Raw genomic sequence first — 699 nt, 5'->3', positions numbered from 1 at the left:
TTGTCGAGTTCGTTTTGGACGATGCGAAGCCGACGAATGTATGGGTCGCGGTAGCTCCCGAGGATGAAGTACGAATCTTCGGGTGTGTGGAGGTGTGGGAGTTCTCGGTTGGCGAATCCGAGTATCTTTGATGTTTCGTGAGGATCTAATTCCAGCCCTTGGAGCGCATCGTTTACGCTCTCCATGATTTCTGCTGAATTTGGAGGTGGGCCGAGGGCTGTCATATTATGTGTTCTCTGGTGAGTGAACAAATAGGTTGCTAACTAGAATGCTTTTTCTACTGTTTAACCACATTAGTTGACCCAAAGTGTTATTCGCGTCGCCGAAGTATTCTCAAGTAAGACTATGAGTGATGTGTCTGCCGCGGAGGGTGGCGGTCCGTTCGAGGAGCAGCGGCAGGTCTACGACCTCCTGTCTCAGGAGACGCGGCACTTGATTCTACAGTTCATTCTTGGCCATCCAGAGCACCTCCCGTCACTCGATGAGTTAGCGTATATGATGCCGAAAAACAAGGCTGCGATCCGGGATCAGCTGGAGGTTCTCGGTGACAACGATATCATCGAGTGTTATCGGCCCCCGCCAAATGGGGAGGCGCGCGATTTGCCCAGTCAGTTCTACGGCCTGACTGAACACGGTGTGGAGATCCTCTACGAGTACAACTATCTCCGTGGGCTGCCCGTCGCGCGTGCGCTTTACGAT

Annotated in this window: 2 pseudogenes; one reads left to right on the top strand and one right to left on the bottom strand. The window is 52.6% G+C overall.

The features are described 5' to 3' along the window. Nucleotides 1–224, bottom strand: a pseudogene (locus C463_RS17690) (hypothetical protein); the annotation flags it as partial. A gap of 121 nt (nt 225–345) precedes the next feature. Here C463_RS17690 and C463_RS09740 point away from each other — a divergent pair. After that, nucleotides 346–699, top strand: a pseudogene (locus C463_RS09740) (hypothetical protein); the annotation flags it as partial.

Origin of the sequence: Halorubrum californiense DSM 19288 (assembly GCF_000336875.1) — an archaeon.
Lineage (GTDB): Archaea > Halobacteriota > Halobacteria > Halobacteriales > Haloferacaceae > Halorubrum > Halorubrum californiense.
Note: the sequence above shows the minus strand (reverse complement) of the source record. Positions and strands in the feature narration are given on the sequence as shown.